We start from the raw sequence: 25,794 nt of genomic DNA, 5'->3' as shown, positions 1-25,794 counted from the left end.
GCGGCACCGGCGCCGCCCCGCTGATGCCCGGAATCCTCAAACCGGCCGACGCCGACAAGGCCGGCCAGGTCCTGACCCCGGCCCAGATCAACACCCTCAAACGCAACGCTCCGTTCTGCGAAGAATGCGAAAAATGCAAGGCAGGTGCCTGTGCCATCTGATCGACTGACACCCAAGGACTGGCTGGCACAACAGCCGCTGCAGACTGGCGAGCGTTTGTATCTGGTGATCAGTGCGGCGAGTGATGCCGAGCCGCTCAAGCCGTTCTATCAGCAAGATGCCGCACCACAACTGCAGCCTATTTGGAGTGGAACGCCTTACGCCGATTGGCTTCCCGTAATGCCGTATCTCGCCGAGATCAGCCCCAATGCCAGTTTTCTGCAATGGATTACTGAAACCGATGCATTGGATTGGGGTTGGCTAGCGGTATCCACCAGCGCGCCGGAAACGGTGCTGGAGCATTTGCGCAGCCTGACTCAGGTAAAAATGCCGGACGCTACTGAGGTATTTTTCAGGTTCTGGGATGGTCGACATCTTCGTCCGATCATCGAAGAGTTAGGTGCTACAGCAGGTGAATTGCTGCCGGTTTTCCAACGCTACCTGATTAACGGACAGACGCTCGAAGTCGGCCGAAGAGCGGTACCTCCCGCAAAAGAGTGGCCTTGGTGGGAGATCCCCCAAACGCTTTTGGATGCTCTTGCGAAAAAGGATCACACCACCGTCGTTGAAAACCTGATGCAATGGCTATCAGAAGATTGCCCAGAGCTGTACTTCGAATTTCCCGAAGCCAACTTGCGCAGAAAGGTTGAGCGCTTCGTGCGACAGAACCCAAACACAGAAGATATGGCAGAGCGTCTCGCCGCAGAGCTGACAAAGGAAGTCACGTCATGAATACCCCGATTGGTACCCTGGTCCTGCGTGTGCTGGACGCCAAAGCGCCTGACGTGAACCTGATTCTAAAAGACTTCAAAAACTGCCTGAGTGATTACAAGGAATGGGCAGACGGTTTCTGGACTGGTTGGGCGCTGGACGTCGACCAGACCTTCAGGGTCGGCAACGAAGTCAGCATCACCGAACGGAAAACCGAAACAGGTGCGGTAAAGACCTATGCCACTTGCCCATTGGTAGGTGACTTCACGCTGATTCATATGTTTGAGTCGGCGCGCTTCGTGCCGATTGGCAACACGCCAGTCAAACTGGAACCGGTCACCAAAGGTACCTTTTACGACGACGTTACCGGTCCGGTCATCGAAACTATGATTGGACCCAGCGGCATCAAAGTGATCGAGGGGGCCAAGAGGGGTCAGACTTACCGCATCACTTTTTTCCCCAACGTATCCCAGAGCAACGTCAAGGCGCTCTATGACTCCTATCAAGGCGTTATCGGCAAGCTTGATGGCTGGTTGCAGAGCGAATGGTCGAGCAAGTTTCAGCCGCAATGGGCCAGTTACTCCGCAGCCGATCGTGCCGGGCGCTCGGTGATTTTGCTCAAACGAGCCTTGGAGGGTTTTGAAAAGGCTCTGTTGCAGCTGTGGGATGACATCAAAAGCCTGTTCGAGCTACTCGCCAATCCGAGGAAAAATTACGAAAAGCTGAAAAAGTACCTGTCGGACGTCGAGATCGACAAACTCTATGCAGCCTCCAAGGAGTCGATTGCTTCAGGATTGCTGATACTCAGCGATGAACCCCTGATGTTTATCTACATCTCAGCCATTGTGGCCTGGGTAGGCATGCTGCCTCCCCAAGTCGTAGTTGACGTAGTAACGGCGATTGCCTCGGAATTCCTGATCAACGTCCTGGTGGGTATCTGCCTGACAGGTGGCGCTGGACTGGCTATAAGAGCCGGCACCAAAGTCCTCTCCACCGTCAAATCGGGAGAAGCGGTCAAGTACCTTGAAGACCTTGCGTCTACCTTGATGACACTCAGCAACAAACACGCCCTGCCCGCCCATGCGGAAGTGTCGAAGCCAATCATCACCAGCGCTAAGAATGTGCCGATGAAGCCGGCCAAAACCGCAGCGCTGAAAATCGAAGAAGCGACCACCGAAGCGCCGAAAGCTGGCTCGCGGAAGGCTGAACCCAAAAGCCATGTAGAGGGGCTGCCACCCAAAAAGCAACTGCCTAAAACTGCAGATACTCCGAAACAGGAAGTCAAAGACGCCTCTTCATTCCCTAGGGACAAGAAAAAGAACCAGTCCACTCTGCAACCTAAAGAAAAAGTCGACGACGCTCCTGATCAGTCCAGGACACCCGATGACAAAAGCGCCACTTGCGCGAAGAAGACCTGCACCAACGGCTGCCCGGTCTCGATGGTCACCGGTGAAGAGCTGCTAACCATTACCGACGGTGAACTCGGTGGCCTGCTGCCATTCAGTTGGACTCGACTCTACCGAACCAGCGCGGCTGAAATCGACTGCGGTCTAGGCTATGGCTGGAGTCACGCCCTCGCTCAAAGGGTGGACATCAATGGCAACGAGGTGGTGTGGACCGATCACGAAAACCGGGTCACCACATTTCCCCTGCCCAGCGTACAGCGTCCGGCAATCACCAATAGCCTTTCGGAAGCCGCGATTTTCATTGGCGACGACCCGTCCGAACTCGTACTGACTCAAGCCGGCGAAAAGCCGCAGTTCTATCACTTCCGCTTCAACAGCAAAGGCGCGACGTTGATCGCCATCAGCGACAACTACGACAATCGCCTGCACATCACCCGTGACATCCATGGTCGAATCAAGCGCGTGGATAACGGTGCTGGTCGTGCATTGCTTGTGCGGTACGACCGCAAGCACATTGTCGCCATCGACTATCAGCAGTTTATTCCAGCGGACAATCTCGAAGACGCCTGGAACACCGTTCAGACGCTGACCACCTATGAGTACGATGCTCACCATCGGTTGATCAAAGCCACAAACGCTCTGGGAGAGTCCGAGCGTTATGCCTACAACGAGCAAAACGTCATTCTTGAGCGGCAACTCGCCGGGGGCGCGAGCTTTTACTGGGAGTGGGAAAAGGAAGGCAAGTCCGCACGTTGCATCCATCACTGGGCCAGTTTCTCTCAGATGGATGCGCACTATGCGTGGGATGACAAAGGCAGCGTCACCGTTACCAATGCCGATGGCAGCGAAGAGATCTATACCCACGACGACAAGGCGCGACTCGTCGCCAAAGTTGATCCGGATGGTGCCGAGCACTTAAAAGCCTATGATGACAAAGGCCGACTGATCGCCGAAAAAGACCCGATGGGGGCGGTCACTGAATATCAGTACAACGAGGCCGGCCGTTTGATCGCGGTGATCCCGCCAGAAGACGCGCCGACCACCTACGAGTACTACAAGGGCTTCGTCCGTGTGGTGAATCGCGGTACCGCCAAATGGATCTACTGGCGTAACGACCAGGGTGACATCACTGAGCAAGTCGACCCGGACGGCAACTCGACACATTACAGCTACGATCGCCAAGGACGCCTGCTGGAGATCCGCCATCCCGACGGCAGCCGCCACCAACTGGGGTGGAACAATCTCGGACAATTGCTGGAGGAGCGCCTGCCGGACGGCGGTCAGCGCAAGTACCGCTACGATGCGCTCGGTCGCCAGATCACACGTCAGGCTGAAACGGGTGCGATCACCCACTACCAGTGGGATGCGGCTAACCGCTTGGCACAGATCACGCTGCCCGGCGGCGCCACTCGCGCTTTCACCTATAACCCGTATGGTCGGGTCACCGCCGAACGCGACGAGCTCGGCCGTATCACCCGCTACGAATACGCCGACAACCTGCACCTGGTCAGCCGCCGCATCAATCCGGACGGCAGCCAACTGCGCTATCGCTACGACAACGCACGTCTGCTGCTCACCGACATCGAAAACGAACGCGGCGAACACTATCAACTCGATTACTACTCAAATGGGCTGATCCAGCAGGAAACCGGTTTTGACGGGCGTCGTACCGCCTATGAGTACGACCTCAACGGCAAACTGCTGAAGAAAACCGAATACGGTGACGACGGCAGTGAGCTGGTGACCGAGTACCAGCGCGACGCCTCTGGCCGCTTGCTGGTCAAAACCCTCGCTGATGGCGAAGAAATCCATTACAGCTACGATGCTTTGGGTCGCTTGGTAAACGTTGACGACGGCCACTGGCCCCTCGCCTATGAGTACGACGTACAAGATCGCCTGATCACTGAACACCAAGGTTGGGGCACCACGCGTTACGAGTACGACAGCGTCGGCCAACTCAATCACTGCCGCCTGCCGGATGGCAGCACACTCGATTACCGCCACTTGTCCGGCGGTCGGCTGAGCAGCATTGACCTCAACGGGTCGCGCCTGACTACGCATCAGTTCGACGCTGGCCGTGAACAGCAGCGCCAACAAGGCGTGCTGCTTAGCCAATACCAATACGACGAACAGGGAAGGCTTCAAGCGCACACCGTAGGTCAGCAGGATCGCAATCTGTTCCAGCGCCGCTACGCCTACGATGCAAACGGCAACCTGGCCGGCATCGACGACACCCGCAAAGGAAACCGCAGCTACCACTACGACCCACTGGATCGTCTGGTCAGCGTTCGCGGCGCCACTCCCGAAACCTTCGCTCATGACCCGGCCGGCAACTTGCTCGGCCAAAGCGATCTGCCAACTGCGAACCTCGCCAACGTCAAAGGCAATCGCCTGCTTATGCAAGGCGACCGACATTACGACTACGACGCCTACGGCAACCTTAGTCGCGAACGCCGTGGTACCGGACAGCAACTGGTCACCGAATACCGCTACGACTGCCAGCATCGCTTGATTGGCGTCTCGCTGCCCGGTGGTAGCACCGCAAGCTACAAGTACGACGCCTTTGGTCGTCGCATTGAGAAGACCGTCGATGGTCAGACCACAGAGTTTCTCTGGCAAGCTGAACGCCTGATCGCCGAAAGTGCCGAGAATCGCTATCGCACCTACATCTACGAGCCTGGCAGCTTCCGCCCATTGGCAATGCTCGACGGCGAAGGTCCCCTGAAGGCAACGCCGTTCTATTACCAACTCGACCACCTCGGTACACCTCAAGAGCTCACCGACTACAGCGGCGAAATCATGTGGTCAGCGAAATACCGTGCCTATGGCAATCTGGCAACCTTGGATGTCGCCGAAATTGATAACCCTCTGCGCTTCCAGGGTCAGTATTTCGATGCCGAGACGGGATTACATTACAACCGACACCGCTACTACAATCCCAGCACCGGGCGGTTTTTGACACCGGATCCGATCAAGCTTGCGGGTGGATTGAACAACTATCAGTATGTGCCTAACCCTACGGGGTGGGTGGATCCGCTTGGGTTAGACAACTGCCCTGGAGCAGATTGTAAAGCCCCAAGCAATACCGCAAATGCAACAAAACCTGATCGAATTCCGATGACTCAATCTGATTATGATGAAGTTATCAATTTAGAACGAGGCAATCGCCCTGGGAGTGCACGCGAGTATTTACCAGAGCAATATGTAAACCTTCACGAAGAAGCTTTTAGGCAGCAGGGTGGTTCATTTGTTGTTATTGATCAGTGGATTGAGCGGTCTTCCTATCCGACATTTCCTCCTAGAAAATTTGTAGGCTTACCTTCTGAAATGGATAGTGTGGTAGCGAAATTCAAAGCGAGTGGTGGAGACTGGGAAGTTCTAAACCGAGAACTAAATCTCGGCTCGAACGATCTATCATCAGCTAAAATTTATTTAGTAAAAATAAAACCTGACGATCCACGATTCAAATACGAAATACCAAATGGAAATGAAGCAGGCGCTTATCCTAAAGAATGGGTTCCTGGAGGTGAGACGAAGAGCGGCACAAAAGAGGCAGCTCTTATTGGCTCTGAAAAAATCGACCACGGCGCCGACATGAATAAGCTTCTAAGCCAATTTGACGACTGGGAACAACTTCAATGACAACCAACTTTGAAATAGCTTTGAAAAAGAATGAATTCCCTGACTACTTCAGAGGTAATGGCCAATATTTCACAAGAGACCCCGACTGGGGAACCCAGTTGCATATCATAAATTGGCAAGGACTATGCGGCTATTTAAAATCGCTAGAAAGCTCGATCGAAATATTGAGGAATGCATTTAGCGTATACTTAAACTCGGTTGAGTTTACAAAAAATGACGCCAGCGACCTGCTTGAAAACATTGGCTGCTATTATTACCTAAGAAATAAACACCCTTTCTTGTCAAAAGACGGTTTTGATCTTGTACGCGATGCTGCTGATAGTGAGAAACAGAAAATCTCAAATATCATGACCTTTCTGAGAAAAACAATCGAAGCCAACAATGATGTTCAAGACCTTGAACTCTATAATCGCCGCATGAAAAAACTCATTGAAGACGGCGGCCCAACCGATATAGAGAGCATCTAATTCTTTCGACGGAACCCACTGTAAAAAGGTGACCAAGAAAGGGGATAGATTTATTTTCTACACGCTAAGAATAAATCTATCCCCTTTCGCTGTGGAATCCTGATATGAAATTTGACTGGAGTTCTTTTGGGATTGAACAGGGATCCTCAGTGGATACCAATACGATTTCTCAAGTGGAAAAACTACTTAGCGTAAGTTTTCCAAAGTCATATCTTGACTTGGTCACATATTCCGACGAAGCCTCTCCAGAGATACTTTCACTCCCATATGGAAACGAATTGACTTGCATAAGCGAATTCTTTTCTTTCTCGCCTGATGTGGCGCCGTATACCATCTCATGGTACTCAGGTGCGGGAAAACCTCTAGGGCTTCTCAAACAAATGATCCCTATAGCAAGGGATGCGAGTGGTTATCTGATTTGCCTAAACTTCAACACACCGTCGGTTGCTGTTAAAATATTTGATCCAAACTCAAGTAAAACCGACTTGATTGCTAACAATTTTGATGATTTTGTTAATTTGTGGACTGAGTAAAACAACGCGCAAAATAGTCAACCTAGGATCGTGTCACCTATCGGAGGTGGTTGATCCTCAATGGAGGATTTCTCTACTGATCATGATTACAAAGCGTGATGGTTAGACAAAAGGGGACAGATTATGAGGGATCCCCACAAATCTACCCCAACACCTGCGCCTGTTGATGTACCTCGGCTCGCAAGGCGCGCTCAGGTCTCACCAAGACACAAAAAGAAGACAGATTTATTTTCTACAAACTGAAAATAAATCCACTCCCTCCTCTCCGGAGCGTCATTGAAAATCTTGATGACTGGAAATAAAATTCAATGAAAACCACCTTTGAAACGGCTTTAGAACTTCATGAAATATCTGGCTTCTTTAAAGGCAATGGGAAATATTTTGCCCGTGGCTCCGATTGGGGAGATCATCTCTTCATTAGCAACTGGCAGGAAATGTGCGGAGTTTTAAAGCATCAAAAAGCAGCACAAAACCTGCTGACAACTTTATTTGAAAAATATGCAGAATACTTAAAAGAAGATTATTCAGATGCTGAAGGCTTGCTTTCAAACATAAGCGCTTACTACACACTTAAAAACAAAATCGCTTTTCTGTCGAAAAACAATTACGACTTAATTGAGAGCCTTGACGAAAAAAGCAAAAACAACATAGGGAAATTATTCCGTCTCCTTAGACAGCATTACGACATAAAAAACGAACTCTTGTCAAAATACAAATTTAATGATGAGATCAAGCGATTAAAACTCAAAGGCTGTCTAATTGACCTCGAACACCTTTGAGCAAGATATTTGATGCGACTACCTCACACCACCGTACGTTCGATACTTGACCAGTCCTCATGAATAAACATCAGACCACTCTAGCCAATGGATGGACAGCAACCTTTGATAACAACGGTGAATTCCGTATGGGAGCCGAAGGTTGGAGCTTGTCTTTGCAAGGGCCGGACGGCAGGAATATTCATTACTTCGCGGATCAGATCATTCTGGTCAACGATGACGACGGCACCCAGGCAAATTCATGCCTGCGTCTATCTACCGATGGTGTTTACGGTTATTTGAGCACAGCCGTTGATAGCTGCTGGGTGATCGATTTTTCGCGGGGCATGATCGCCCCACACCGAGTGAGCATCCGTCACTACCATGACACCTACGACGAAAGCGTCGCAGCTTACGAGCAGCCGGCCTTCAAACGTGCGAGGCAATACATCAGTGTCGCGGGAAGGTACATTTATCTGACCTTCCCGCTGACCAAAGATGAAGACTTCCCCAAGATCTGGGAAGAGTATCTCTCGATACGCAAACGCCAACTGGATGAGCTCTATTTCAGAAACTGAGCAGTGGGCGCCACCGTCAGCGAAGCTGTTTGTGCGCCCTACCCGATCAACTCGTTCATCACCTCATACTTAACCACCACCCGATTCCGATACAACCTGACCCTCTCCACCAGTTCCCCCACTTGCCCCTTCTCCCGTACCTCCCGCCAGATCTCATTCTCCCGATACACCCGCCCTCCTTCCCGCACAAACCGGTGCCCTTCCTGAAACACGTGATACCGATACTCCCGCACCTGATCGCACAACAATTCCCCCTCCAGCTGCGTCTCCCCCACGTTCAACTTCAATTGAAAACTGCGATCCGTCGGGTTATGCAGCACCAGATCAACGTAGTTGTAGAAAATCGCCGCCCCGGACCCGAACGGCAGCACCCGCCCTTCATCCGGAAACGGATCGAAGCTGTGGTTGGAGCGTTCAACGACGACCAGCGGTGAATGAATCGCCATCCAGTGGATCAGGTTGCTCAGTTGGCAGATTCCGCCGCCGATACCGCTGCGTGCTTCGCCGAAGGACAGTTCCATGCCTTCGACGTAGCCGCGTTTGCGGGTTGGGCGGCCTACCAGGCGGCAGAAGGAGAAGTGTTCGCCGGGGGCGATGATGAGGCCGTCGATGGCGGCGACGGCGAGTTTGAGGTTGATGACTTTGTTGTGTTGCAGGGCGAGGTCGGAGTCGCCGAGTTTGCGGATGAGTTTCGAGGTGTGTTTCAGGTAGCGAAATGGCAGGCGGTCAGCGCTGGCAACCAGGCGTGCGTAGCGTTGGCTGGAGCAGTGCCAGGCGATCTGGCGGAACAGTCTTTTTTGCCACACGCGCAGCCAGTACAGGGCCGGGTGGTAGAGAGAGAGTGGTTTCATCCGTGATGTCTACGGCGGGCGCCGTTTCGTCCTTGAAGCGTGAAAAGGGGCGCGCAGTTTAGCGTGTGGGCCGGCTTACGTCGTGCGTGAGATGTCTTGGCTGGACACACTTCGAGCCACTGCCTGAACGGCAAATTAAGCTTCAACTAAGGTTGCGTCGCTAGCATCCCGGCCCGACAGACACTTGCCGTCGATCAACCGTGGATGAGTTTCCCGAATGAGCCAGTTTGATTTACCAGCCGTTACGCAGCCGAATTTCAGTCTTGTATTGGTAAATTACAAAACCCCGGACATCACCCGGATGTGCCTGGAGCTGTTGCGTCAGCACGTTCAGGCGCAGCGCATTCCGGTTTGGGTGGTGGACAATGATTCGGCGGATGCCAGCCTGGATTACTTGCGCTCGCTGGACTGGATCAATCTGATCGAACGCCCCTCCCCCGGCAAAGAAGCCGGGCATATTGCTCATGGCAAGGCGCTGGACATGGCGTTGGAGAAAGTTGAAACCGACTATCTGTTTCTGCTGCACACCGACACCTTTGTCTATGACAAGGAAGTCTTCGCGATGATGCTGCGTGAGTGCACAAAGACTGCGAACATCGCCGCCGTCGGGTGTGTCGAGCAAATTAATCGTGGGGTTGTGAGAGACACCTGGCGATTAACTTCGCGCTTTTGCAAACATTATGTTCGCCGGGCCAAAACCTCGTTGGGCTTGCGTAGCAAAGAGCCGAAACCTTATCGGGAAACTCATCTCAAGAGTTTCTGCACGTTGTGGAACGCCAAGTTGGTGAAGTCCCGGGGACTGCACTTTTGCATGGATGACCGGGTGCCCGGTTATACCCTGCAGGATCGAATGACAGCGTTGGGCTACGGCATCAAGCTGCTGGCGCCGCGCAAGATCTTCCGCTATCTGGATCACATCCAGGCAGGAACCGTCGCAGCCGCCGGCACCTACGGCAAAAATCACCGCCGGACCAGAATGTACGAAGCCACCCTCAAACGCTTTGAAGGGCAGACATCGGCATAATCGCGAGCACAAAAAAGGGCGACTTCAAAGTCGCCCTTTTTTCATCTGAAATTGTATACATCCACTCCGAAGAGGTGTTCGCCCAGTGTAATGGCCTGGCAATCCATGCACCGGTAAAGAGCCCTGACACTGGGCGAACGGGAAGGATTTTAATAGAAGTTGGCGGATATGTCGTCATTCTTAAAGGTAAATATTATGTACGAATAAGTTAATAGATATTTATCGACGAAATCCTTTCACGAAACTTTCAAAGCGCTGCACAACTCATTTCAGATGATTGTTCTCATACAATACGTTGTACAAGAACAACCATCCTGTAGAGTTAATACTCAGCTTTCATGCTGACTGGTCACTTTTAATATATCGGTGTAAGTGACGATAACGCTCTGCCCTTCTTTCAGATCTTTCAATTTGGCTTGGATTTCAGGCTTCTTCACGTCGAGGGTTTTCGACTGGCCTTGGGGGTCTTGCAGAGTCACCTGGTTTTTCTTCAAATCAATTTTGGTAATTTTCAGCTGCACCTGAATCTGGCGATAGGCCTCGCCGCCCGGGTTTTCGCTGCCCGGCGCCTTGCGTAACTCGCCGTTGCGCTCGACGGTGCCAGGCAGACCTTTATCCACATCGGTATCGAGGTAAGCGGCGACAGAACGCTGGACTTCGAGTGTTACCAGATCGCCGACCTGGAGGTTGTCGAGGTTTTTCGCCTTGTCGCTCAGTTGAACGTGGACCTGGCGACCTTCAGGGCCTTCGAGCACGACCTGATGTTTGGCCGCATCGACGGCCAGCACTTTGGTGGTGACCTTATCGGCCTCGAGGGTGGCGGACAACGGAATATCGGCAGCCAATACGCCGAAACTGGTGGCGGACAATACGGTTGCGAGGGTGATGGCCTTGGCCAGTGCTTGAAGCTTCATAGGCGGTACTTTCCCTGTAATGAATGGCAACAACCGGCGCCAACGCGTGTTGGGCGCCGGATGTGCCACTGAGCATAGACGCTGTTCAGGGCTTGGCTTTGGTTTCTGATGCTGCGTCGGGGGATTGCTGCCAGCAGGTCTGGTCGTCGCTCATGGGGAAGTCCTCGACGGGGTCGCGCAAAGGGGCCGGTTCGCGGGCAAGCTCACTCCCACAGGGTTTTGTGTATGAACGTCAATACCCGGTCATTTCCAGATAGCCGCGTCCGCCATGGCTGCCGCTGATTCGCACCGGGCCTTCCCAATAGGGAATGCGCAGGTTCATCCAGGCGTTGGGGTTCAACGCCGACAGACTGATGTCGAGCTGTTTGTCGGGAATGCTGATCGACCAGCGCACCGGCATCGAACGGCCGGCGACTTTCGCGGTGTCGTGGGGAGTGAGTTTGATCTGCTCGCCGTGCAGGGTTTGGGTCTGGCCGCCGGCGCTGATCCAGGTGCCGGTCAGATATGGCGCGCCATCGGTTTGCCGGGTGCGAAACAGCATCAGCGATGCCCCGCTGTCCAGGTGCAGGGAAAACCAGTCCCAACCGGTCTGATTGGCCGCCAGCGGCTGGCTGCTCCATTCCCGGTCCAGCCACGCCGGGCCGCTGACGGTGTAGGTCTGCCCATCGATTTGCAGGGTGCCGCTGGCCTGAAAAAACGGCTGGCTGTAGTAGTACGAAGCCTGGCCCTGTTCGGATTTGCGGCTGAAACCATTGTCGCCCTGCAACACCAGCGGACGACTGGAGGTGAGGTGCAGTTGATAGCTGAAGGCTTTGTCGCGGGCACTGAGTTGCAGATCCGTCAATGGATCCGGTGCCTGACTGGCGAAACGCCAATCATCGATCCACGCCTCGAACGGTGCCACGTTCACTCCGGCCTGCCCTACGCCGCCCCGGGCGTAACGCTCGGCGGCATGGTGCGCGGTGGCCGAGGTCACCGCCGCATGGCCAAGCCAGATCGTCTGGTTGCCCCAGCCCGGTTGCCGCGGCGTTGGTTTCAAGGCGCTGCGAAACAACGTCCACTGCACACCGAAATCGTTGCCCTGCGGGTCCTTGAGATTGGCGGTGACGTACCACCACTCGATACGAAACCCATCATGGGCACCATGATCCGCCGGGAAGCTGAACACGCGCCCCGGCACTACGGGAGTGAATTGAGCAGCCTGATCGCCGAGCCCGGCAAAGCCTTTTTGTTCAGGCGCCGATTGATCACAGCCAACCAGCAGCAATGCCAGGCACAACGCAACCCGGTCAATCCTCATGGGCAAAGGTCCTCAGCAGATCCGCCGGTTGCGTGCGGTACAACGAATACAGCGGCCAGGCTGATGCAAGCAACGTCGCCAACAGCGCCAACCCCATCAGTTGCAGCAGTTGCAGCGGAAACACCCGCAACGGCAAACGCCAGCCGAACGCCTGCACGTTGATCACTGCATCCAGACACCACGCCAGCGCGATCCCCAGCGGCAGCGCCAACACCAGCGTCAGCACCGCCAGCAGCCAGGTCTGGCCGAGGTTGAGCAGCATCAACTGGCGGCGCGTCACGCCCAAGGCCCACAGCGGCGCCAGTTGCCCGAGGCGGCTCTGACTCTGGGTCAGCAGACTGATGAACAGCGCCACACCGGCGACCGCCAGCGTCAGGCTGTTCAACGCCGCGGTGGCCGCAAAGGTGCGCTCGAACACTTGCACCGACCAACCCTTGAGCCGCGCCTGATCGACGATGCGGCTGTCATCGATCTGAAAGCGCGTTTGCAGCGCAGTCAAAAACGGCGGGATGTCTGGCGGCGCGATGCGCAGGTTGAAACGGTTCGGCGTCAGTGACGGCCACAGGCGCAACAGATGGTTGCTGTTGACCAGCACGTGCCCCTTGGGATTACCGTAGTCGGCGTAGATCCCGACGATGCGCGGTGACCACGATCCGCCCGGAGTCGGCAACGCCAGATGATCACCCGCGCGCACTTTGAGGCGCCGCGCCAGTTGTTCGCTGAGCATGACTGCATCGTCGTTCGCCAGATGCGCCCACGGATCCCCGGCAATTCCGTCAAGCAGCGGCCAGTGCTCTCGATAATGCGCATGATCGATCACCCCGAACACATCCGCCGGCCAGCCCTGCACGGTCACCGCCACCTGCCAGTTGGGCAGCACGGCGCTGACCTTCGACTGCTGTTTGAGCCAGCTGTACAGTTCGCGCGATTGCGCCGGATTCACCGGGTTGATGTAGAGCTCGGCGCTCAGGCGTTGTTCGAGCCAGTCGTTGAAGGTCTGGCGAAAACCGGCGGTCATGCTGCCGGCGCCGATGTTGGCCGCCAGCGCCAGCAGCAACGCCATCAGCGCCAGGCTCAGCGCCGGCAGTTGCTGGCGACAGTCGGCGAGAAACCACTGACCGAGCACCGAACGACTGCGCCCGAGCAGTTGATTGAGCACCGCACTGAGCAGCACGGGCAACACCAGCGCGGCACCGAGCAGCAGCCCGGCCATCAACGCAAAACCGCTGCCGAGGCTGTCGCCCCACACCAACGCCAGCAGCGCCATCGCGCCCAATAGCGCCGCCAGCCAACCCTGGCGCCGCAACCAGCGTGCGTGTTGCTGATGCCAGGCTTGCGGTTCCGCCACCGCCAACAACGGCAAGCGTGCCGCGCGCAACAGACTGTTGGCGCCGGCCAGCAGCGCGCCGAACAGGCTCAAGCCGACGCCACTGAACCACCACCACCCACTCAGGCGCAACTGCCCCGCCACTTCCGCGCCGTACAAACCACGCAGGCTGGCGGCGACGTCCGGCAGCAACACACTCGCCAGCCAGTAACCGCTGATAACCCCGAACACCCCGCCGACCAGGGCCAGCACGCCCAACTCGACGATCAGACTGGCGATCAACATCCGCGCACTCACCCCGCAGGCGCGCAGGGTGCGCAGCAATCCGCGACGCTGCTCCAGCGCCAGGCCAATGGCCGCGTGAACGATGAACAACCCGACCACGAACGAGAGAAAGCCCAAGGCATCGAGATTCAGATGAAAGCTCTCGGTCAGGCGCGCCAGATTGTTTTCCTCGGCGCTGCTTTTGAGCTGCAACTGCCCTTTGAACGCCGCCGGCAACTCGTCATGAAAATCCTTTGGCAGTAACAGCCGCGACAGTTGCCCGGGTTGTTCGAGCAGGGTTTGCGCGACGCCGATGTCCACCAGCAACACACCCGGCGCCATATCCTTTTGCGCGTGCAGCGGCGGCAGGGTCTGGCCGTTGACGGTCTGCGGCGTGGCGCCTTCGCTGAGGTTCAAGGCCTGCAACGTCCCCGGTGAAATCCACGTGCTGCCCGGCGGCGAGAAGAACTCGACAATGCGCTCGATCGGCATCGCCTGCCCGGCCACGGCGGAATCGGCCGGTAGCGATACCGGTTCGATGCCCATCAGTTGCAGTCGTTGGTTGTCGTGATCCTTGAGGACCACTCGCCCCTGCAGCAGCGGCGAGACCGGCCAGCCTGCGCGGCGCAGATCGATGAACCATTGCTGGGTAAACGTCGCGCCGTTGGGTGTGCCCAGGCTGGCCTGGGGTTCACCACCGATCATCTGGCTGGCCCGGGCGTAACTGTCGCGGGCCTGACTGTTCAGCGCCTCGACCCCGGTCAGCAGACTGGTGGCCAGCCACAGCCCGGTCAGCACACTGAAGAACTGCACCGGATGCCGTCGCCAATGGCTGAGCAGCGCGCGCAGGGTTTGCCAGAAAACGTTCACGTCAGCCGGCCGTTGGACAACACCACCCGCTGCGCCAGCCGCGCCGCCACGCGCGGGCTGTGCGTGACCATCAGCAGGGTGGTCGGGGTGTCGTCGAGCAGTTCCAGCAACAGGCGCAGCACTTCATCGCTGGTGGCTTCGTCGAGGCTGCCGGTCGGCTCGTCGGCCAGCAACAATTTCGGCCGCGACGCCAAGGCTCGGGCCAGTGCGACCCGCTGCTGCTGGCCGCCCGACAACTGTTCGGGATAACGCTTGAGCAACTCGCCCAACCCCAGACGCTGCACCAGATGCGCCTGCCAGCGCGGCTCATGGCGCCCGGCCAGGCGCGCCTGAAACGCCAGATTGTCCTCGACCCGCAGGCTGCCGATCAGGTTGAACTGCTGGAACACCAGGCCGATTTCGGTGCGGCGCCAGTCGGCCAGTTGTGCTTCGTTCATCTGCTCCAGCCGATGCTCGCCGCTGCGGATGCTGCCGCGATCAACCTTGTCGAGGCCGGCGATCAGGTGCAGCAAAGTGCTTTTGCCACTGCCGGATTCGCCCATCAGCGCCAGGCTGCTGCCCGGCTCGAGTGTCAGGTCGACGCCCTGCAGCACCGGTAACGGGCCTTGGGGGGTGATGTAGCTTTTGAAGATGTCGCGAACCTCAAGCATGAGCGAACCTGATCGATGAACCTGGCCCAAGGATAGCGGCCCTGAATGGTTTTTGTCCGTTGACGATCATCGCCGCGCCAGACCCGCGCCCTACCCTCCGAGACGTATCCACCCATAACGATAAAAAACCGGAGACACCATGCCCCGTTTCATTTTGAGTCCCCGCGGCCTGCTGGCCTGCCTGATCACCGCATGCCTGAGCCAATCGGCGCTGGCCGCCGACGCGCCCGTCGCCCCCAGCGCCCAGACCATCGCCGGTAATGCTGCTGTCCTGCAACAACTGCCCTTCAGCGACCGCACCGACTACGAGTCGGTCAGCAAAGGTCTGATCGCGCCGTTCAAGGGCCAGATCAAGGACGCCGCCGGCAAGGTGATCTGGGACGTGCAGGCCTACGATTTCCTCGCCAGCGACCAGGCGCCGGAATCGGTCAACCCGAGCCTCTGGCGCCTGGCCCAACTCAGTGCCCATGCCGGGCTGTTCGAAGTCAGCCCGAAGCTCTATCAGGTACGTGGTCTGGATCTGGCGAACATGACCATCATCGAAGGTGATGACGGGCTGATCATCATTGACCCGCTGACCATGGCCGAAACCGCCAGGGCGGCGCTGGACCTGTACTACGCCAATCGCCCGCACAAGCCGGTGGTGGCGGTGATTTACAGCCACACCCACGTTGACCATTTCGGCGGCGTGCGTGGAGTGATCGACGAGGCCGACGTCAAGGCCGGCAAGGTCAAGGTGTTCGCCCCGGCCGGGTTCATGGAACACGTGATGAGCGAGAACGTCTACGCCGGCAACGCCATGAGTCGCCGCGCGCAGTACCAGTTCGGCAGCCTGCTGCCACGCGGCGAAAAGGGTCAGGTCGACGCCGGTCTGGGCAAGAGCACGCCCAGTGGCGGCACCATCACCCTGATCCCGCCGACCGACCTGATCGCCAAGGAACTGGAAACCCGCACCATCGCCGGGGTGCAGGTCGAGTTTCAACTGACGCCCGGCACCGAAGCGCCGGCGGAAATGAACCTGTATCTGCCCGAACTGAAAGCCTTGTGCATGGCCGAAAACGCCACGCAGATGATGCACAACATCCTCACGCCACGGGGCGCACAGGTGCGCGATGCCAAGGCCTGGTCGCAATATCTGGACGACAGTCTGGCGCGCTATGGCGACAAGGCTGACGTGTTGTTCGCCCAGCACAACTGGCCGACCTGGGGCGGTGAGCGGATCCGTACGTTCCTCGCCGATCAGCGCGACATGTATGCCTTCCTCAATGACCGCACGCTGCACTTGCTCAATCAGGGGCTGACCCCGCTGGAAATCGCCGACGCGATCAAGAAACTGCCCGGCGACCTCGACCGCAAGTGGTACACCCGCGGCTACTACGGCTCCCTGAGTTTCAACACCCGCGCGGTGTATCAGCGCTACATGGGTTTCTATGACGGCAACCCGGCCAACCTCAATCCGCTGCCACCGGTGGACACCGCCAAACGTACCGTCGAGGCCATGGGCGGCAGCGCTGCGGTACTGGACAAAATGCACGCGGCGATGACCGCCGGCGACTATCGCTGGGCCGCGCAACTGGGCAATCAGTTGCTGTTCGCCGAACCGGACAACGCCGACGCGCACAAGGCGCAGGCCGAGACCCTGGAGCAATTGGGTTACCAAAGCGAAAACGCCACCTGGCGCAACATGTACCTGACCGGGGCCATGGAACTGCGCAACGGCGTACCGCCGAACGCCGGCACTTCAGTCTCGGTGGACATGGTGCGGGCGATGAGCCCGCAGATGTTCTTCGATTACCTGGCAGTGCGCCTGGACAGCGACAAGGCCGTCGGCCACGACCTGACGCTGAACTGGACGTTCGAAGATCAGCAAAAGGACTTCAATCTGACGCTGCGCAATGGTGTCCTGACGCACCGCGCCGGTCTCAATCCGGCGGCAGATGCGGGCATCAGCCTGAGCAAGGACACGCTGGAGAAGATCAGCCTCAAGCAACTGGATTTCCCGACGGCGATGCAGAAGGGTCTGATCAAGTTGCAGGGTAACGGCAAGAAATTTGCCGAGTTGATGGGCAGCCTGGATACGTTCGGGCCGCAGTTCAATATCGTTACGCCTTGATCGGGATGACGCGGGAAAACCGCGTCGCGCCCTTCGCGAGCAAGCCCGCTCCCACAAGATTACGCTGAACCCTGTGGGAGCGGGCTTGCTCCGGGCGGCGTTCCGACGAAGGCGTCAGTCCAGACTACACAGAAACCACTTCAACCACCGGCATCCGCCAGCGCTGTTCAACAACGTCCTGCGTCGGCCCATACAACCGCAAGATCAGCGTAAACGCCCCGCTCTGGGGCGTCGGCAGCCAGTTGCTCGACGCGTCCTGTTCAGGCGCCCCGCTCTGCATCATCAGCGTCAGCCCGCCATCGCTATCCGCCTGCAACGCATCACGACTGCTCAGGCAATAACGGTCAATCGCGTTCGCCACCAGTTGCCGATCCGGCAAGTCATACAACGTCAGCGACCAGAACTCACTGGCCGGCGGCAACTGCCCCGGCGCAAAGCGCAGACGATAACGCCGTCCACCCAGCAGGGGCTGGCCCTGATTGTCGAGACGGCTGCCGGTGTAGAACGCCTCTTCAACGCTGTTGCCGTAAATCCCCATCAGCGCCCCCACCGCACGGTTCACATAGTTACCGTGCATTGCCTCGCGGTTGCCGAACAGGCCCAGCGTGCTGCGTGTCTGTGTCACCGCCGTTTGCAGTTGTGCCTGCGCTTGCTGAATACCGGCGATCAGCCCCTGCTGTTGGTTGGCAGGCAGCGCGGCGAAATCGAACGGTTGCCCCGGCACGATGCCGATTGTTGCAAAACGCTCACGCAGTGCCTGCTCCGACGGCTGCGTCGGACACAGCGCCAGAATCTGATTGAGCACGCCGATAAACGCCGGCCCCAATCCGCTTTTGCTGTCCCACGCTGGCCAGGCGATCGGCGCGGCCGCCGTCGGTGCCGGGCCAGCGGTGTATTGGTGCAACCCGCGCAAACGGTATTGCTGTTGCAAGGCTCGCACGGCGGGCATGTCATCGGCGTTCTTCAGACCGGTGCGGCCGAGGACCATGACGATCTCGGTTTCACTGCGCAGCACGGCTTTGATTCCGCTCGGCGTCGGCCCTTGCCAGTTCGGCCCGGCGATCAGGTAATCGCCCGCTTCACGACCGGTGCCGAGCACACCGACGTAGCCGAAATTATGGGTGTACTGATCGACCAGTTGATGCACGTAGTAGCGGTCCTGGTCCACTGCCGGCACGCTCAGCACTTGCGGTTCGCTGCGCAGATCCAGCCAGGCCCAGGAGTACGGCGTGTCGTTGTTCGGCGTGACGATTTCACGATTGGCCGGGGTGTAGAGTTGGCTGTAGTGGCGAAACCGATTGAAGCCGCCGACGTATTCCGGCGCATTCGGATTGAGCAGCTGTTTCTCCAGAGTCTGGTAATGCATGAGCATCGGGTAGGCGTAGATCCACGCCTGTTGCGCAATCGCCTGAAACTCACTGATATCGTCAGCCAGTACCCATCGCGGCATCATCAGACTGGCGCCCACTGCGCCCATGCCGGCGAGCAGGCGGCGACGACTGAAGACCAGGTTCATTGCTTCACCCTCGCGAGGGTCGGCAGGCGATAACTGCCATCCAGTGCGCTCGGCTTCGGCAGGTATAAGCGCAACAACAGATTGAACGGGCCTTGCGGCGTTGGCAGCCAATTGCCCTGTTGCGCGGGTGCCGGAGCGTCCGTTTGCAGGAGCAGTGTCAGCCCGCCGTCAGCGTCGTATTGCAGCTGCGGGCTGCGATCACCCAATGCGTAGCGCTGGATCGGATTGCTCGCCAGCAACTGGGTTCTGCCGTCGTACAGGGTCAACGACCAGAATGCATTCACCGGCGGCAGTTGCCCGGCCGGGAAATGCAGGCGATAAGCCTGACGGCCATCGAGCACCTGACCTGCGACATCGTGCAGGGCCATCGGGTAGATGGCTTCGATCGCATCGTTGGCGTAGATGTAACGCCAGGCCACGGCGGCCCGGGTCAGGTCATCCTCGCCAAACTTGCCGACATTGGTGGGCGACGGCAACCAGCCCTGCTGCTCGCGAGCCAGCTGACTGGACGCCACACGCACCTGCTCACGCCCGGCCTCGGCACCGGCCGCCACCGCGTCACGCAGGTTGTCCGGCGGGGCAAACGGCGCCCTGGGGACCACACCGATGGCGGCGAAACGAGCCAGTTTGGCCTGCTCGCTTGCCGTCCATTCATGCAACGGCGCCAAGGCGTTGAAAGTCTCGAACAGCGTCTGCGCGGGCCCCTGTTTGGTGTCGTGATACGCCGGCAACTGCAGCGGCGGCAGCGTGGCTGGCGCGCTGCTGTTCAGCACCCGCGACAAAGGTTGCAAGGCGTAACCCATCAGGACTTTTGCAGCTTCTGGCTGATCGCTCTCACCTTTGACTTCGGTGCGCCCGAGCAAAAACACCACGCGGCTCGGTGAGCGGATCACGCCGTTGAAACCGCTGGGCACGTCACCTTTCCAGTCCGGCCCGGCGATCAGATAGCGCCCGGCCTGATTGCCGGTGGCGCGGGTGCCGATGTAGTCGAGGTTGTCGGTGCGCAGGTCGACCAGCTGGAAGCTGTAGTAGCGCGCCTCGACCGCCGGCACCTGCAGCACCATCGGTTCGGCGCGCAGGTCGAGCAAGGCGCGCGAATAGAAGGTGTCGTTGTTCGGCGACACCACTTTGTTGTCCTGCGGGCCGAGCAAGCGCGGTTCGCCGTAGAGCCGGTTGAACGGCAGTTTCGCGTTGATCGCGGTCAGCACTTTGTCGTGCTCGACGGTGGCGTAGGCGAATACGTAAGCCTCTTGCGCCAGGGCCTTGGCCTGACTCGGATCAAGGTCGGCAGCATGGACAGTACCCAGGCTGGCACCGACAGCAAAAGCGCAAATCCAGTGACGCATAAAGATTCTCCAGACAAAAATACAAACCCTTGTAGGAGTGAGCCTGCTCGCGATGGCGGTATGTCATTCAGCAATGAAGGTGCCTGAAACACCTCCATCGCGAGCAGGCTCACCCCTACAAGGGAAACGGTTGTTACTTGGCCCAGCGCCGCAGATCCGACGGGGTGTAATCGTCGGTCTTGGCTGAAAATCCGACCCGCATCGGCTGGGTCTCTTCGTTGGCCAGCCCCCCGGCGTAATAACGCCCGGCGATCAGGTCATACGAGGTCTCCAGCACGTTGTAGGTGAAGCCATGGTCGTACTGCGCAATCGCGTGCAGTTCACCGCTGCGCCACAACTCGCCCCGGCTGTCGTACTGGTCCGACTGAGCGATCTGCCAGCTGTCCTCGTCCACATAAAAGCGCCGCTTGGCGTAGATGTGCCGGGCGTTGGGCTTGAGCGTGGCTTCCACCACCCACACCCGGTGCTTCTCGTAGCGCGCCAGGTCCTGATTGATGTGGTTGGGCTTGATCACCTCGTCGTACTTGAGCGCGTGGCTACCGATCTTGTAACTGTTGTAGGGAATGAACAGCTCCTGCTTGCCGATCAACTTCCAGTCGAAACGATCCGGCGCACCGTTGTAGCCGTCGATGTTGTCGGCGGTGATCAGGCCGTTGCTGTAACGCGCGCTGTTGTCATAGGCGAGCATCGGCGCCCGCCGTACACGGCGCTGACCAGGCAGGTATTGCCAGGCCGAACGCGGCTCGGCGACCTGATCGATCGGCTCCTGCACCAGTACCGCTTCGCCGGACAGACGCGCCGGCTCCAGCACCCGGCTCTTGAACAGGAACAACGTATTGGCGTTCGGCTCAAGCCCGGACACCGTGTCGGCAAAGTTGATCAACGACTGGTTGCGGATGTAACTGGTCGCGCCGTTCTCACGCACCAGCGCCGAGCTGCTGATGCGTTCGTAACTGCCGCCGCGATAACGGGTCATGTGGTTCCACATCACTTCCAGGCCTTCGGTGGGCAATGGAAACGGAATGCCCCGGGCGTAATCATGCAAACCGTTACCGCCATCGGCCATGCTGGTTTTGGCGACGTTGGCGCGGCTCTGTTCCAGTACATCCTTGGGCAGATTGGCGCTGCGGTGGGTCGGATAGATGTTCATCTTGTAGCTGTCCGGGTAGCGCTTGAACAAGGCGATCTGCCCGGGGCTGAGAAACTTCTGGTACTGCGCGAGGTTCTGCGCGGTGATGGTGAACAGCGGTTTTTCCGCCGCATACGGATCGCTGTAACTGCCCTTGCTGTCGACGGTGCCGGCGTTGCTCGCCAGCCCACCGCTCCAGGCCGGAATACTGCCATCGGCATTGGCGGCCATTTCCGAGCCCATCGGCGTCAGGGTCTTGCCCAGCGGCGCCGGATCGTTGCCTTTGGCTTGCGCCAGACCCACGCTGCACGCCAGCGCGAGTACACACAATTGCATACGCATGAGAATTCTCCTTAGAAGTCTGCCTTGAAGCTGACGGATGCGAAGTCGCGGTCGTCGAGGGTGCTGTAATCGTTGGAACCGAAGAACGCGTTGTAGGCCAGTTCCACGCTGTAATCGTTCATGTAGACGCCGGTCAGACTCAGGCCCAGCGCTTGCTGACCTTCCTGGAACGGCCCTTGCGGATCGTAGGAATACCCCGAGACGTCATGCCGCCAGTTGACCGCCGGAATCAGATTGATCCCTGGCAACACGTCGCTGTATTCGAGGCTGGCGCGCAGGCGATAACCCCACGACCAGTCAGTGGCAAAACCCTTGTCGGTGCAGTACTGATTGGTCACGCCGGACGCCACGCTGTTGCACGCCGTGCCGTTGCGCGGTGCACTGCGGCCGAACGCGGCGTTACGGCCCAGACGCTCATCACCCAGATCATCGATGTGCACGACACCGGCCTCGCCGAACAGGCTCAACCGCGTGGCGCCGAGCACGTTGTCGATCGCCTGGGTCGCCGACCCGGTCATCTGCCACACGCCTTTGCGCACCCAACCGTCGTAGCGGCTGCCGGCGTTGGTGTTGAAGCCCGGTGGCAAATCCACCCATGAGCTGCCGCCCGGCCCGGAAATCACCGCGACGTTGATATCCGGTGCGTTGATCGCCAGCGGCATGTTCGGCCGATAGCTCAACTCACCCGCCAGCGAGATGCCGCTGACGGGCTCGACACCGTTGAGGCTGATGCCATAGAGGTGAATGTTCTCGGGAAACGCCGCGGCATAACTGGGTGCCTGAATGCCACCGGGAAAGGTCCCGGGCAGCGCCGAGTTGCGTGCATCGAGGGTGAAATACGGCAGACGCGAGTGATAGTTGATGTAGTAGATCGCCGCTTCGGCGTCGTTCAGCGCCGGGATCATGTTGCGCAGCGCAAAGCCGAACTGGCCGTTGTCCGACGGCGATTCGTTGCCCCGTGAATAGGCGTACAACCCGGCGGCCTGCATCTGTTTGTCGGTCTGGATCTGGCTCAGATAGAGCGGCCCGCAACCCTTCTGGATCGCATCACTGCTGGCGAAAAACGTGCCGCAACCGTCCAGCGCGCTCTCGCGCCAGTTGTATTGGTAGAAGCCTTCCAGATTGAGCGTGTCGGAAATGCCGAAACTGAACGACACCATCTCCACAGGCAACTGGCCTTCCTTGATCTCCACCCCCGGACGGTTGAACGCGGAGATGTCGAGCGGGTTGATCACGTTGATACCGTTCTGGATCAGCAACGATTCGCCCCACGACAACACCTGATTGCCGACCTTGATGTTGAGCGGGTGATCATCAATCTGGAAATCCTTCCAGACATAAGCATCGAGCGCCTTGAAGCCTTTGAATTTCGACAGGTCATCCCAACCCGAATCGTCGAACTTCTTGAAGCGGCCATTGCCATCTTCATAGGCCGCGTCGTACCAGTATTTGAAGCGCAGAAAGGCACCCTGCCCCTGGCCGTCGAGGCTGAAATCGGTGAGGCCCTTGAAGTTCTGCGAGATCGGGTCGCCCTTCTCGAAGTTCAGCCGGTTGTCGTCGGCGCTGACGCTGCTGCCGTTGGCGTGCACGCCTTGCGCTTGCAGGGCGTTGGCGCGGGTCATCAGGCTTTTGTCGGGGTTTTGCGTCGACCAGCTGCTGCCCAGGGTCAGGGTGGTTTTGGTCGACAGGCTCCACTCATCGTTGAGGTCGAAACTGGTGGCATGGCCGGGACTGGACAGTGCGGCGAGAACCGCCAGGGTCAGCGGTTTTGTACGGGGGTGGCCACGCCGGAAAAGTCGCGGACGGACTTGGGGCGTAACCGAGCTTTTTTTTATCATTATTGGGCTCCGGTCAGGTTTGCTCAGCACTGACACGGTGCCCTACCGTCAGCACCTGCACGCAAGCGATGGCCGACAAAAAACAATCATCAGCGCACTTGCATCGCTGCTTACACAGGATTGAGCCGGAACTGCTTCGGAGTGATGCCGAACTGTTTGCGGAAGGCGCGAATGAAGTTGCTCGGCTGGCGATAACCGAGGCGTTCGGCGATGCGTTCAATCGGCTGATCACCGGCGGTGAGCCAGTGCCGCGCCAGCTCCAGACTGTCGCTGCGATTGGGTGCTGGCGCTTCAGTCTGCCAGTGCCGCAGCATGCTTTGATGCAGGAAAGGATTGGCGCCCAACAGGCTTTCGTCGAGGCTTGAGCGATGTAACGTCAGGCGCGGATGCGCGCCGGCCTCGACGCCAATGCCGGCATTGCGCAGCCATTCCCCGGCGGCTTGTGGCGGGCACAGGCTGACGACGGGGAACACCGCGTCCGGGCTCTTGCCCAAACGCCGGGCAATGTTGCGCACCAGAGTAATCGTCGCCGCGTCGAGGCCGAAGTGATGCGCCTGGCCCTGCGCCGGACGCAAGTGCAAATGCACGACATCGCCCACTTCCTCAAGCTCGGCCACGACAAAATTGGTCACCCGCGGCGCAAACGTGACGAAGCACTCAAGGCTGGCGCGAAGGGTCGGCGCCGAATCGAGCAGGATGTTCAGACCTTGCAGGCAAGTGGTCGCCATGGCGTTGACCAGTTCACAACCGAACGTCGCGGCAGCCCCCGCTTGCTCGCACTCACGCCACAACTGCTCAACCCGGTGCGCTGGGATCTGCCGCCCCTGATCTTCCAGCGCCGCCAGACTGATTCCGGCGCGTTTCAACAACTTTTCCGGGCACAGACCGGCTTGCTCGGCATGGCTGAGAATGGTGCGGGTGAAAGCGCTGGAGGCGAACATTGGCGTGGACATGGCGGCGATTACCAGAAGACAGGCGTGTACTTATGCCAGCCGACGTGCTATCGATCCAATGCATTAAAAGTATCCGCAGAATGCAGGAGACGCATGATGGATTTGCGCCAGCTTCGCCACCTCGTGGCCCTCGCCGACTACCGTAACTTCGGGCGCGCGGCCGAGGCAATCAACCTCAGTCAACCGGCCTTCAGTCGCAGCATCCAGACCCTGGAGCGGGACCTGGATTGCGCGCTGGTCGAGCGCAGCAGCCGCGAGTTTCGCCTCACCGGCCAGGGTGAACTGGTGCTGCAACACGCCCGGCGCCTGCTCGCTGGCAGTCAGGCATTGCACAACGAACTGACGCAATACAACGGTCTGACCGGTGGCGAACTGCAATTCGGTTGTGGCCCCTACCCGGCGCAAGTGCTGGTACCCGAGGCCCTGGCCGAGTTCATTCAGGCGCATCCGGCGATTCGCACACGTTTTCATCAGGGCGACTGGCAGCAACTGTCACTGTGGCTGCGCGAACAGCAGATCGAATTTCTGGTGGCAGACGCCCGCTACTTCATCGGCGACCCGCAGTATCAGGTGCAACTGTTGCGTACCCGGCCCGGGCGTTTTTTCTGCCGCGCCGGTCACCCGCTCGCCGGACAGAAGAATCTGAAGCTGCGGGCGCTGCTCGATTACCCGGTGGTCGGTACGCGGATTCCGCCGATGATCCGCAAGATTCTTGCCGATGTGCTGGGCGAGCCGGACTTCAATCCGAGCGTCGAGTGCGCCCAGTTCGACGCGATCCAGCGCGTGGTGCTGCGCTCTGACGCCGTAGGCCTGGCAACGCTTGAGGCACTGCGCGAACAGGTTGATCAGGGCTTGATTCACCTGCTCGAATTCATCGACGTCCCCCGCGACGACCCGGCCTTGCACCTGAGCTACGGGATTGTCACCCGCGTCGGCTACTCCATGACCCCGGCAGCGCGGGCGATGGTCGAAGCCATCCTGAACGTCGATCAGCGCCTGCTGGCCGCCAACCAGTAACCCGGTGCCTGACACACCGCTTTCGCGAGCAGGCTCGCTTGTATGGTAGGACTTGAAGGGAGGAGGAGGGACAAGGCTCGATTCTG

General features: G+C 58.4%; 19 protein-coding genes and 1 pseudogene. 10 read left to right on the top strand and 10 right to left on the bottom strand.

Translation table 11 applies throughout. From position 1 onward, the window contains the following. The 7 genes and pseudogenes from PseAD21_RS25940 to PseAD21_RS25910 all read left to right on the top strand — a co-directional run. Positions 1-161, top strand: a pseudogene (locus tag PseAD21_RS25940) (Rhs element Vgr protein); the annotation flags it as partial. Further along, positions 151-891 (top strand): DUF4123 domain-containing protein, encoded by a 741-nt coding sequence (locus tag PseAD21_RS25935; RefSeq protein WP_102358623.1) that lies wholly within the window; start codon positions 151-153, stop codon positions 889-891. The pseudogene PseAD21_RS25940 and the gene PseAD21_RS25935, both read left to right, overlap by 11 nt. Beyond that, entirely contained in the window at positions 888-5,918 is a 5,031-nt protein-coding gene (locus PseAD21_RS25930; RefSeq protein WP_102358622.1) for an RHS repeat-associated core domain-containing protein, read from the top strand. The genes PseAD21_RS25935 and PseAD21_RS25930 overlap by 4 nt, the downstream gene beginning before the upstream one ends. Beyond that, complete coding sequence (locus PseAD21_RS25925) at positions 5,915-6,385, top strand: hypothetical protein (RefSeq protein WP_102358621.1); 471 nt, start codon at positions 5,915-5,917, stop codon at positions 6,383-6,385. The genes PseAD21_RS25930 and PseAD21_RS25925 overlap by 4 nt, the downstream gene beginning before the upstream one ends. A gap of 104 nt (positions 6,386-6,489) precedes the next feature. Continuing rightward, positions 6,490-6,918 carry an SMI1/KNR4 family protein gene (locus PseAD21_RS25920; RefSeq protein ID WP_102358620.1) on the top strand — a complete coding sequence of 143 codons (429 nt, stop codon included), beginning with the start codon at positions 6,490-6,492 and terminating at the stop codon, positions 6,916-6,918. Between the two features lie 308 nt (positions 6,919-7,226). Next, a complete protein-coding gene (locus PseAD21_RS25915; protein WP_102358619.1) occupies positions 7,227-7,697 on the top strand; it encodes a hypothetical protein in 471 nt (156 codons plus the stop codon). A 59-nt stretch (positions 7,698-7,756) separates the two neighbouring features. Further along, on the top strand, positions 7,757-8,254 hold the full coding sequence (locus PseAD21_RS25910) for a hypothetical protein (RefSeq protein ID WP_102358618.1): 498 nt from the start codon (positions 7,757-7,759) through the stop codon (positions 8,252-8,254). Between the two features lie 38 nt (positions 8,255-8,292). Here PseAD21_RS25910 and PseAD21_RS25905 read toward each other — a convergent pair whose 3' ends face one another. Then, entirely contained in the window at positions 8,293-9,105 is an 813-nt protein-coding gene (locus PseAD21_RS25905) for a VanW family protein (RefSeq protein ID WP_102358617.1), read from the bottom strand. Between the two features lie 217 nt (positions 9,106-9,322). Here PseAD21_RS25905 and PseAD21_RS25900 point away from each other — a divergent pair, with 217 nt between their 5' ends. Then, positions 9,323-10,129, top strand: coding sequence for a glycosyltransferase family 2 protein (locus PseAD21_RS25900; protein WP_102358616.1), 807 nt, complete (start codon positions 9,323-9,325; stop codon positions 10,127-10,129). Positions 10,130-10,458: 329 nt separating this feature from the next. Here the strand turns inward: PseAD21_RS25900 and PseAD21_RS25895 are convergent, their stop codons facing one another. The 4 genes from PseAD21_RS25895 to PseAD21_RS25880 form a co-directional block, all read right to left on the bottom strand. Then, positions 10,459-11,043 carry a hypothetical protein gene (locus PseAD21_RS25895; protein ID WP_102358615.1) on the bottom strand — a complete coding sequence of 195 codons (585 nt, stop codon included), beginning with the start codon at positions 11,041-11,043 and terminating at the stop codon, positions 10,459-10,461. 232 nt (positions 11,044-11,275) lie between these two features. Further along, a complete protein-coding gene (locus tag PseAD21_RS25890; RefSeq protein WP_102358614.1) occupies positions 11,276-12,343 on the bottom strand; it encodes a lipocalin-like domain-containing protein in 1,068 nt (355 codons plus the stop codon). Beyond that, complete coding sequence (locus tag PseAD21_RS25885) at positions 12,333-14,804, bottom strand: ABC transporter permease (RefSeq protein WP_102358613.1); 2,472 nt, start codon at positions 14,802-14,804, stop codon at positions 12,333-12,335. Before PseAD21_RS25885 ends, PseAD21_RS25890 begins: the two co-directional genes overlap by 11 nt. Further along, the gene (locus tag PseAD21_RS25880; protein WP_102358612.1) at positions 14,801-15,454 is read right to left on the bottom strand and encodes an ABC transporter ATP-binding protein; all 654 of its coding nucleotides are present in this window, start codon (positions 15,452-15,454) and stop codon (positions 14,801-14,803) included. The genes PseAD21_RS25885 and PseAD21_RS25880 overlap by 4 nt, the downstream gene beginning before the upstream one ends. A gap of 139 nt (positions 15,455-15,593) precedes the next feature. Here PseAD21_RS25880 and PseAD21_RS25875 point away from each other — a divergent pair, with 139 nt between their 5' ends. Beyond that, a complete protein-coding gene (locus PseAD21_RS25875) occupies positions 15,594-17,567 on the top strand; it encodes an alkyl/aryl-sulfatase (protein WP_102358611.1) in 1,974 nt (657 codons plus the stop codon). 124 nt (positions 17,568-17,691) lie between these two features. Here the strand turns inward: PseAD21_RS25875 and PseAD21_RS25870 are convergent, their stop codons facing one another. From PseAD21_RS25870 to PseAD21_RS25850, 5 genes are all read right to left on the bottom strand, one after another. Beyond that, a complete protein-coding gene (locus PseAD21_RS25870) occupies positions 17,692-19,083 on the bottom strand; it encodes a DUF1254 domain-containing protein (RefSeq protein WP_102358610.1) in 1,392 nt (463 codons plus the stop codon). Further along, positions 19,080-20,429, bottom strand: a complete 1,350-nt coding sequence (locus PseAD21_RS25865; protein ID WP_102358609.1) for a DUF1254 domain-containing protein — start codon at positions 20,427-20,429, stop codon at positions 19,080-19,082. The genes PseAD21_RS25870 and PseAD21_RS25865 overlap by 4 nt, the downstream gene beginning before the upstream one ends. A 133-nt stretch (positions 20,430-20,562) precedes the next feature. After that, complete coding sequence (locus PseAD21_RS25860; protein WP_102358608.1) at positions 20,563-21,900, bottom strand: DUF1329 domain-containing protein; 1,338 nt, start codon at positions 21,898-21,900, stop codon at positions 20,563-20,565. Positions 21,901-21,911: 11 nt separating this feature from the next. After that, entirely contained in the window at positions 21,912-23,738 is a 1,827-nt protein-coding gene (locus PseAD21_RS25855) for a DUF1302 domain-containing protein (RefSeq protein WP_102358607.1), read from the bottom strand. Between the two features lie 110 nt (positions 23,739-23,848). After that, positions 23,849-24,691, bottom strand: a complete 843-nt coding sequence (locus PseAD21_RS25850; RefSeq protein ID WP_102358606.1) for an AraC family transcriptional regulator — start codon at positions 24,689-24,691, stop codon at positions 23,849-23,851. A 96-nt stretch (positions 24,692-24,787) separates the two neighbouring features. Between PseAD21_RS25850 and PseAD21_RS25845 the strand changes: the two genes are divergently transcribed. Continuing rightward, positions 24,788-25,708 carry a LysR family transcriptional regulator gene (locus PseAD21_RS25845; RefSeq protein WP_102358605.1) on the top strand — a complete coding sequence of 307 codons (921 nt, stop codon included), beginning with the start codon at positions 24,788-24,790 and terminating at the stop codon, positions 25,706-25,708. The last annotated feature ends 86 nt before the right edge of the window (positions 25,709-25,794 follow it).

The organism is Pseudomonas sp. AD21, from assembly GCF_002878485.1.
Lineage (GTDB): Bacteria > Pseudomonadota > Gammaproteobacteria > Pseudomonadales > Pseudomonadaceae > Aquipseudomonas.
Note: the sequence above shows the minus strand (reverse complement) of the source record. Positions and strands in the feature narration are given on the sequence as shown.

Bases quoted from the DNA above. Each gene is read 5' to 3' on its own strand.
- PseAD21_RS25880 (WP_102358612.1), bottom strand. From the start codon at position 15,454: ATGCTTGAGGTTCGCGACATCTTCAAAAGCTACATCACCCCCCAAGGC.
- PseAD21_RS25910 (WP_102358618.1), top strand. From the start codon at position 7,757: ATGAATAAACATCAGACCACTCTAGCCAATGGATGGACAGCAACCTTT.
- PseAD21_RS25850 (WP_102358606.1), bottom strand. From the start codon at position 24,691: ATGTCCACGCCAATGTTCGCCTCCAGCGCTTTCACCCGCACCATTCTC.
- PseAD21_RS25875 (WP_102358611.1), top strand. From the start codon at position 15,594: ATGCCCCGTTTCATTTTGAGTCCCCGCGGCCTGCTGGCCTGCCTGATC.
- PseAD21_RS25905 (WP_102358617.1), bottom strand. From the start codon at position 9,105: ATGAAACCACTCTCTCTCTACCACCCGGCCCTGTACTGGCTGCGCGTG.
- PseAD21_RS25890 (WP_102358614.1), bottom strand. From the start codon at position 12,343: ATGAGGATTGACCGGGTTGCGTTGTGCCTGGCATTGCTGCTGGTTGGC.
- PseAD21_RS25845 (WP_102358605.1), top strand. From the start codon at position 24,788: ATGGATTTGCGCCAGCTTCGCCACCTCGTGGCCCTCGCCGACTACCGT.
- PseAD21_RS25920 (WP_102358620.1), top strand. From the start codon at position 6,490: ATGAAATTTGACTGGAGTTCTTTTGGGATTGAACAGGGATCCTCAGTG.
- PseAD21_RS25860 (WP_102358608.1), bottom strand. From the start codon at position 21,900: ATGCGTATGCAATTGTGTGTACTCGCGCTGGCGTGCAGCGTGGGTCTG.
- PseAD21_RS25930 (WP_102358622.1), top strand. From the start codon at position 888: ATGAATACCCCGATTGGTACCCTGGTCCTGCGTGTGCTGGACGCCAAA.
- PseAD21_RS25925 (WP_102358621.1), top strand. From the start codon at position 5,915: ATGACAACCAACTTTGAAATAGCTTTGAAAAAGAATGAATTCCCTGAC.
- PseAD21_RS25900 (WP_102358616.1), top strand. From the start codon at position 9,323: ATGAGCCAGTTTGATTTACCAGCCGTTACGCAGCCGAATTTCAGTCTT.
- PseAD21_RS25895 (WP_102358615.1), bottom strand. From the start codon at position 11,043: ATGAAGCTTCAAGCACTGGCCAAGGCCATCACCCTCGCAACCGTATTG.
- PseAD21_RS25915 (WP_102358619.1), top strand. From the start codon at position 7,227: ATGAAAACCACCTTTGAAACGGCTTTAGAACTTCATGAAATATCTGGC.
- PseAD21_RS25865 (WP_102358609.1), bottom strand. From the start codon at position 20,429: ATGCGTCACTGGATTTGCGCTTTTGCTGTCGGTGCCAGCCTGGGTACT.
- PseAD21_RS25855 (WP_102358607.1), bottom strand. From the start codon at position 23,738: ATGATAAAAAAAAGCTCGGTTACGCCCCAAGTCCGTCCGCGACTTTTC.
- PseAD21_RS25870 (WP_102358610.1), bottom strand. From the start codon at position 19,083: ATGAACCTGGTCTTCAGTCGTCGCCGCCTGCTCGCCGGCATGGGCGCA.